Raw genomic sequence first — 6880 nt, 5'->3', positions numbered from 1 at the left:
GCACCAATTTGTCACCCAATATGTGCACCAATACAAGCCAATTCCCACCATGCCAGCAGGATGCCGGAAGTGAATAACAGCAAAATAAATGCGTTATGCTCGAAAATCGCGGGAAAATTGGCGGAGACGAAGGGATTCGAACCCTCGAGGCGGTTTCCCGCCTGCACCCTTAGCAGGGGTGTGCCTTCGACCACTCGGCCACGTCTCCATCGCCCCGTATATGGATCGCGCTGATGGGAAACAAGGCACTTTTTGCGTGATTGATACCGTGCAGCAACCGGGACCGCGCCAGCGTTAGAAATAATAGCGCCCCGCCGGACAGGCCGGAAGTCTTTCGACAAGAGGGAGTGCGTCCCGACAACGAAATCTGCAACAACGCCAGTTCGAAGTGCCAATGAGCGGTACAGGCGATTATTACGACAATTCTGCGGTCGAGCGCCTCTTCGAGTCGCTTGTGCTCGCCATCTGACGGATGATTCCCTTCTATATCTGGACGCCACCAACAAGTGGCAAGCGCGGCCGCCAGCATCAGTTCAGTGACGCCACACGCCAGACGCTGAAAGCACTATCTATAATGCCGCCGGATCAAACAACGGGTTTCGTCGAGAGCCTGTCGCGGTTGCTGGGGTTGGGTGGGCCTGCGCCCGATTTCAGCTCCCTGTGTCGCCGTCAGAAGACTTTGAACGTGAGAAGCCTGCCGTATCGCGGCGGAACCGGCCCGCCCAGCCGCGCAATATGGCCACGACGGGGTGGATACCACCGCCGAAACCGTACCGAGAGCGAGATGACCTGCTTCAAACTCCCTGGCCAATCCCTGACGGCCCGCGATTTCGATCGCACGCCGCGGAAATCCCGATCCGCGTCGCTGTGCTCAACCGCTACACAGCCCTCGGCATAGCCGTCACAGAGCCCGCAGGATAACTCCCTCCGGAGAAAGGGCACATCTACCCATCGTCCCATTTGCGCAACAAGCCCCCTCTGCAGCGCCATATTGCGCCCCGCCCCGGCATATCGCAGAACCGCGCCCAAAGGGGGCGCATATGAAAACCGTTCTGATCACCGGCTGTTCCTCGGGCATCGGCCTTGATGCCGCGCGGCACATGCGGGCACGCGGCTGGCGCGTCATCGCCACCTGTCGCAAGCCCGAAGACATCGCCGCCCGCCGGGCCGAGGGCTTCGACACGCTGCATCTGGAACTGGCGGACGAGAACAGCGTGGCCGCCTGCGCTGAGGGCGCGCTGGCCATGGGTCCGGTCCATGCGCTGGTCAATAACGGCGCCTTCGCCATTCCCGGCGCGGTCGAGGACCTGCCGCGCGGCGCCCTGCGCGCGATCTTCGAGGCGAACCTGTTCGGCAGCCATGACCTGACCCGCCATTTCCTGCCGCATTTCCGCGAAACCGGCGGGCGGGTGGTCAATATCAGCTCGGTCCTCGGCCTCGTGGGCATCCCCTGGCGCGGCGCCTATGTGGCGACCAAATACGCGCTCGAGGGGCTGACCGACGTGCTGCGCGTCGAAATGGCCGATACCCCGGTCAAGATCATCCTGATCGAGCCCGGCCCCATCGGCACGCGCATCCGCGCCAACTCGATCCCGCATTTCGAGCGCTGGATCGACTGGCAATCGAGCCCCCGCGCGGATCAGTACCGCGACACCTTGCTGAAACGCCTCTATGACCCGGCCGTGAAAAAGGACCGGTTCGAGTTGCCCCCCTCGGCGGTCAGCGAGAAACTGGCCCACGCGCTCGAGGCGCCGCGCCCGCGGCCGCGCTATTACGTCACCCGGCCGACCCATATCGCCGGGCTCGGCCGGCGCATTCTGCCGACGCGCGCACTGGACTGGTTCGCCCGGCGCAGCTAGGGTGCAGGGCGAAAGGGCCCGCCCATGGAAAACAAACCTCTGCTCATCCTTCTGGCGATCGCCTGCCTTGCCGTCCTGGTGATCCTGGCCACCGGCATCGGCGGCTTCGCCAGAGGCGGCGAATTCAACCGCAAGCATGGCAACCGCATGATGCGCTGGCGCATCATCGCGCAGGCCATCGCGATCGCGATCTTCCTGATCTATCTGTGGGCGAGCAGCGGCTGATGGTTGTCCTGAACAAGATCTATACCCGCACCGGCGATCAGGGCGACACCGCGCTGTCGAATGGCGAGCGCGTGCCCAAGCACGCGCTGCGGGTCGAGGCCTATGGCACGGTCGACGAGCTGAACGCCACGCTGGGACTGGCCCGGCTGCACGCGCTGGACGAGATGGCCACCCGTATCGCCACGATCCAGAACGACCTGTTCGATCTGGGCGCCGATCTGTCCCGCCCGGGGATGGATCAGGATGCCGAGGCGCCTTATCCGGTCCTGCGCATCATCCAGACGCAGGTGGACCGGCTCGAGGCCGAAATCGACGCGATGAACGCCGCGCTGGCACCGCTGCGCAGCTTCATCCTGCCCGGAGGCAGCGCATTGGCCGCGCATCTGCACCTGTCGCGCACCGTCGCGCGCCGGGCGGAACGCGGCGCCGTGGCGCTTGCCGCCGCCGAAGGGGCGAATCCCGCCGCGCTGCGCTATCTCAACCGGCTGTCGGACTGGCTGTTCGTGGCCGGGCGCGTCGCCAATGAGAACGGCGCGCAGGATATCCTTTGGGTTCCAGGAGCAAGCCGATAGCGACAACTTGACGGGATCGTCGCGTAACGATGCGTAACTGTCGTTTTTTCCCTGTCAATGCAGTCAATGGCCAGCTAACAAATCCACCGAAAAGGTGACGCAACAAGAGGGAAGAGGCTCATGAAAATCCTCGTGCCGGTAAAGCGCGTGATCGACTACAACGTTAAGGCCCGCGTCAAGGCAGACGGGTCTGGCGTCGATCTTGCCAATGTCAAGATGTCGATGAACCCGTTCGACGAGATCGCCGTGGAAGAGGCGATCCGGCTGAAGGAAAAAGGCGCGGCCGAAGAGGTGATCGCGGTCAGCATCGGCGTCAGGCAGGCGCAGGAAACGCTGCGCACGGCGCTGGCCATGGGCGCCGACCGGGCGATCCTGGTGGTCGCGGCCGATGACGTGCATCAGGATATCGAACCGCTGGCGGTGGCGAAGATCCTGGCCGAGGTCGCCAAAGCCGAGGGCACCGACCTGGTGATCGCCGGCAAGCAGGCGATCGACAACGACATGAACGCGACCGGCCAGATGCTGGCGGCGCTGCTGGGCTGGGGCCAGGCGACCTTCGCCTCGAAGCTCGAGATCGACGGCGGCAATGCCAAGGTCACCCGCGAGGTGGACGGCGGCCTGCAGACGATCCAGGTCAAGCTGCCGGCGGTGATCACCGCCGACCTGCGCCTGAACGAGCCGCGCTATGCCAGCCTTCCGAACATCATGAAGGCCAAGAAAAAGCCGCTCGAGGAAAAGACGCCGGCCGATTACGGCGTCGATGCAAGCCCGCGCCTGGAAGTCGTCTCGACCCGCGAGCCCGAGGGCCGCAGCGCCGGGATCAAGGTCGGCTCGGTCGATGAGCTGGTGTCGAAACTGAAAGAAGCGGGGGTGGTGTAATGGCTGTATTGCTGCTGGGTGAAGTCACCAATGGCGAGTTGAATATCGACGCGACCGGCAAGGCCGTCGGCGCGCTGAAATCGCTGGGCGATGTGACGGTGCTCTGCGCCGGGGCATCGGCGAAAGCCGCCGCCGAAGACGCCGCGAAGATCGCCGGCGTGGCCAAGGTGCTGGTGGCCGAGGATGCGCGCTATGGCCACCGGCTGGCGGAACCGACCGCCGCGCTGCTGGTCGGCCTTGCCGGCGATTACAGCCATATCGCCGCGCCGGCGACGACGGATGCGAAAAACGTCATGCCGCGCGTGGCGGCGCTTCTGGACGTGATGGTAATCTCGGACGTGTCCGGGATCGTGGATGCCGACACGTTCGAGCGCCCGATCTATGCCGGCAACGCCATCCAGACGGTGAAATCGAAGGATGCGAAAAAGGTGCTGACCGTGCGCACCGCCAGCTTCGAGGCGGCGGGCGAGGGCGGCGCGGCGCCTGTCGCGGATGCCACGCTGGCCGACGATCCCGGCCTGTCCTCCTGGGTCGGCGACGAGGTCGCGGAAAGCGACCGGCCCGAGCTGACCTCGGCCCGGCGCGTGGTCTCGGGCGGGCGCGGCGTCGGCTCCAAGGAGCAGTTCGCGATCATCGAGAAGCTGGCCGACAAGCTGGGCGCGGCGGTCGGCGCCTCGCGCGCGGCGGTCGATTCGGGCTATGCGCCGAACGACTGGCAGGTGGGCCAGACCGGCAAGGTGGTGGCGCCCGAGCTTTATGTCGCGGTCGGCATCTCGGGCGCGATCCAGCACCTTGCGGGGATGAAGGACAGCAAGGTGATCGTGGCGATCAACAAGGACGAGGAAGCCCCGATCTTCCAGATCGCCGATTACGGATTGGTCGGTGACCTGTTCGACGTGCTGCCCGAACTGACAGAAAAGCTGTAAGCGGCAGCTTTCATTCGGATATGCCGGATATGGGGCGCGACCCCTTGTCCGGCCCTTCAGGGCCCGCCAGTTCGGCGGGCCTAGTCATAGAAATGTCATGGACATACCGGGGACATGGCGGCCGCTGGCCGTTTCCTCGCGGCGGCCCGTGACCCAGCGTGACGGCGTGCCGCACAGGGGCGATTCGACATTGAACCATCGCCACGCTTCACTCTATCCTTGGGCCGATCTTGCAAGGGGAACCGGGAAAATGGCTATTCAATCCGTGGGCGTGATCGGCGCTGGACAGATGGGCAATGGCATCGCCCATGTCTTCGCTCTGGCAGGCTATGATGTGCTGATGACCGATGTTTCGCGCGATGCGCTGGACAAGGCGGTCGCATTGGTCGACCACAACCTGGAACGGCAGGTCGGCCGCGAAAAGATCTCGGCTGCCGAAAAGGCCGCCGCGATGGCCCGAATCAAGACCACCATGACATTGGCCGATCTGGGCAAGACCGATCTGGTCATCGAGGCCGCAACCGAACGCGAGACCGTCAAGCAGGCCATATTCGAGGACCTGCTGCCGCATCTGAAACCGAACACCATCCTGACCTCGAACACCTCGTCGATCTCGATCACGCGGCTGGCCAGCCGCACCGACCGGCCGGAAAAATTCATGGGTTTCCACTTCATGAACCCGGTTCCGGTCATGCAGCTGGTCGAACTGATTCGCGGCATCGCCACCGATCAGGAAACCTATGAGACCCTGCTGGAGGTCGTCGAAAAGATCGGCAAGACCGCCGCCAGCGCCGAGGATTTCCCGGCCTTCATCGTCAACCGCGTCCTGATCCCGATGATCAACGAGGCGGTCTATACGCTGTACGAGGGCGTCGGTTCGGTCAAATCCATCGACCAGTCGATGAAGCTGGGCGCCAACTGGCCCATGGGGCCGCTGGAACTGGGCGATTTCATCGGGCTGGACACCTGTCTGGCGATCATGAGCGTGCTGCATGACGGGCTGGCCGATACGAAATACCGGCCCTGCCCGCTGCTGGTGAAATATGTCGAGGCCGGCTGGCTGGGTCGCAAGACCGGGCGCGGCTTCTACGATTATTCCGGCGAAACGCCGGTGCCGACGCGCTGAGGCGAAACGGGGCCCTGCCCCCGCCCCTTCGTCACCCCGCAAGGGGTGACGCCTCTCGGCCGAACTGATCGCGGCGCGATTTCCGGCATCCCCGGCAGCGCGGACAATTCCAATATCTGCGCACGCTTGCAATCCCCGCCGGAATCTTCGATTTCGACATCCGGCCGAATGCCGACGGGCCGAAACGCCCGGTCGCCGACATGTCGTTGGCGAGGTCGGATCAAGGCATGAACCGCGCCCGTCCCGGCAACCGGAACGGGCCTTTTGGAGTGATCGTTCATGTTGCTGGGATTTCTTCTGTTCTATGTCGGCGCGGTCCTGTTCCTGAACGGGCTGTGGCTGATGGGCCGGATCGCGGATCGCGAAATCGTGGTCATCAATGTCGTGTCCGGTCTGGTCGCGGCCGGGGTGGTCATCGACGGGGCCTTCGGGTCCGGAGCCAGCCCGGACACGATCCGGGACGCCGCGCTGACCCTGATGTTCAGCACCACCTATCTGTGGGTCGCCCATAACCGCATGGCAGCGGTCGATGGCCGCGGCCTGGGCTGGTTCAGCCTGTTCGTGGCGATTACCACGGTTCCGGTATTCCTGCGCGCGATCGCCACGGCCGGCTCCACGACCGATCTGTGGCTGGCCGTGAACTGGCTGGTCTGGGGCGTGCTGTGGTTCATGTATTTCCTGCTGCTGGCGCTTGGCCGGCCGATCCTGCGGCAAACCGCCTGGGTGACGCTGCTGACCGGGATATTCACCGGCTGGCTGCCGGGTTTCCTGCTCCTGGACGGCCTGATCTAGAAAGGGCGCGATTTCCCGGCCCATGATCTCAACTGCCCTGCGCGCCGAGGACGATCTTGCCGGTCGTGGTCATCGGCATTTCCGCGATCTCCGGTCAGCGGCCAGCGGCCAGCACGTTGGCCAGCACGTTGGCCAGCTGGTTCGACCGCCCGCAGCATGCCGAAATCATGCTCCCGGCTGTCGCCACGCGAATCGACCTCGATAATGGCCGGCCGCGAGGGATCGCGCTCGGCCCATTTGTCGCAGGTATCGGTGCCGATATTGTCGTATTCGGGAATATGCCATTTGAAAGAGCGGCGGATTTCGTTGAAATCACCGCCGGCCGCTGACATCGGCAATTCCCCATGCGCCATGGCGCCCCTCCGGCGGCAAGCTTCGGGCAGGGCGGGGCCGCGCGTCAAGCGGCAGTTCACAGTTGACGCCACGGCATGCCGGCCGGCGGCAAAGGCGGGCCCCGACGCCATTGACAAGCGCCCTGCGGGCCAGAACACTCCCCCCAAA

Annotated in this window: 8 protein-coding genes, 1 tRNA gene and 1 pseudogene; 8 read left to right on the top strand and 2 right to left on the bottom strand. The window is 64.4% G+C overall.

What is annotated here, in order from left to right; translation table 11 throughout:
- Positions 1-118 precede the first annotated feature (118 nt).
- A tRNA-Ser gene (locus IT41_RS16720) sits at positions 119-208 on the bottom strand.
- A 270-nt stretch (positions 209-478) separates the two neighbouring features.
- Between IT41_RS16720 and IT41_RS20230 the strand changes: the two are divergent.
- From IT41_RS20230 to IT41_RS16685, 8 genes and pseudogenes are all read left to right on the top strand, one after another.
- Positions 479-921, top strand: a pseudogene (locus IT41_RS20230) (transposase); the annotation flags it as partial.
- A 119-nt stretch (positions 922-1040) separates the two neighbouring features.
- Positions 1041-1859 (top strand): SDR family NAD(P)-dependent oxidoreductase, encoded by an 819-nt coding sequence (locus IT41_RS16715; RefSeq protein WP_036743519.1) that lies wholly within the window; start codon positions 1041-1043, stop codon positions 1857-1859.
- A gap of 24 nt (positions 1860-1883) precedes the next feature.
- Complete coding sequence (locus IT41_RS16710; RefSeq protein ID WP_036743518.1) at positions 1884-2084, top strand: twin transmembrane helix small protein; 201 nt, start codon at positions 1884-1886, stop codon at positions 2082-2084.
- A complete protein-coding gene (locus IT41_RS16705; protein ID WP_036743530.1) occupies positions 2084-2656 on the top strand; it encodes a cob(I)yrinic acid a,c-diamide adenosyltransferase in 573 nt (190 codons plus the stop codon). Before IT41_RS16710 ends, IT41_RS16705 begins: the two co-directional genes overlap by 1 nt.
- A 120-nt stretch (positions 2657-2776) precedes the next feature.
- On the top strand, positions 2777-3535 hold the full coding sequence (locus tag IT41_RS16700; RefSeq protein ID WP_036743516.1) for an electron transfer flavoprotein subunit beta/FixA family protein: 759 nt from the start codon (positions 2777-2779) through the stop codon (positions 3533-3535).
- Positions 3535-4461 carry an electron transfer flavoprotein subunit alpha/FixB family protein gene (locus tag IT41_RS16695; protein ID WP_036743515.1) on the top strand — a complete coding sequence of 309 codons (927 nt, stop codon included), beginning with the start codon at positions 3535-3537 and terminating at the stop codon, positions 4459-4461. Before IT41_RS16700 ends, IT41_RS16695 begins: the two co-directional genes overlap by 1 nt.
- A gap of 250 nt (positions 4462-4711) precedes the next feature.
- Complete coding sequence (locus IT41_RS16690; RefSeq protein ID WP_036743513.1) at positions 4712-5587, top strand: 3-hydroxybutyryl-CoA dehydrogenase; 876 nt, start codon at positions 4712-4714, stop codon at positions 5585-5587.
- Positions 5588-5866: 279 nt separating this feature from the next.
- Positions 5867-6379 (top strand): AmiS/UreI family transporter, encoded by a 513-nt coding sequence (locus IT41_RS16685; RefSeq protein ID WP_036743512.1) that lies wholly within the window; start codon positions 5867-5869, stop codon positions 6377-6379.
- Here the strand turns inward: IT41_RS16685 and IT41_RS16680 are convergent.
- Positions 6376-6732, bottom strand: a complete 357-nt coding sequence (locus tag IT41_RS16680) for a hypothetical protein (RefSeq protein WP_036743511.1) — start codon at positions 6730-6732, stop codon at positions 6376-6378. The two genes, IT41_RS16685 and IT41_RS16680, sit on opposite strands and share 4 nt — an antisense overlap.
- Positions 6733-6880: the final 148 nt, after the last annotated feature.

The organism is Paracoccus halophilus (assembly GCF_000763905.1).
GTDB classification, from domain to species: Bacteria; Pseudomonadota; Alphaproteobacteria; order Rhodobacterales; family Rhodobacteraceae; genus Paracoccus; species Paracoccus halophilus.
This window is presented reverse-complemented; position numbering and strand designations above follow the sequence as displayed.

Excerpts from the sequence above, each read along its gene's own strand:
- IT41_RS16680 (WP_036743511.1), bottom strand. The coding sequence starts at position 6,732 with ATGGCGCATGGGGAATTGCCGATGTCAGCGGCCGGCGGTGATTTCAAC.
- IT41_RS16695 (WP_036743515.1), top strand. The coding sequence starts at position 3,535 with ATGGCTGTATTGCTGCTGGGTGAAGTCACCAATGGCGAGTTGAATATC.
- IT41_RS16715 (WP_036743519.1), top strand. The coding sequence starts at position 1,041 with ATGAAAACCGTTCTGATCACCGGCTGTTCCTCGGGCATCGGCCTTGAT.
- IT41_RS16705 (WP_036743530.1), top strand. The coding sequence starts at position 2,084 with ATGGTTGTCCTGAACAAGATCTATACCCGCACCGGCGATCAGGGCGAC.
- IT41_RS16710 (WP_036743518.1), top strand. The coding sequence starts at position 1,884 with ATGGAAAACAAACCTCTGCTCATCCTTCTGGCGATCGCCTGCCTTGCC.
- IT41_RS16690 (WP_036743513.1), top strand. The coding sequence starts at position 4,712 with ATGGCTATTCAATCCGTGGGCGTGATCGGCGCTGGACAGATGGGCAAT.
- IT41_RS16700 (WP_036743516.1), top strand. The coding sequence starts at position 2,777 with ATGAAAATCCTCGTGCCGGTAAAGCGCGTGATCGACTACAACGTTAAG.
- IT41_RS16685 (WP_036743512.1), top strand. The coding sequence starts at position 5,867 with ATGTTGCTGGGATTTCTTCTGTTCTATGTCGGCGCGGTCCTGTTCCTG.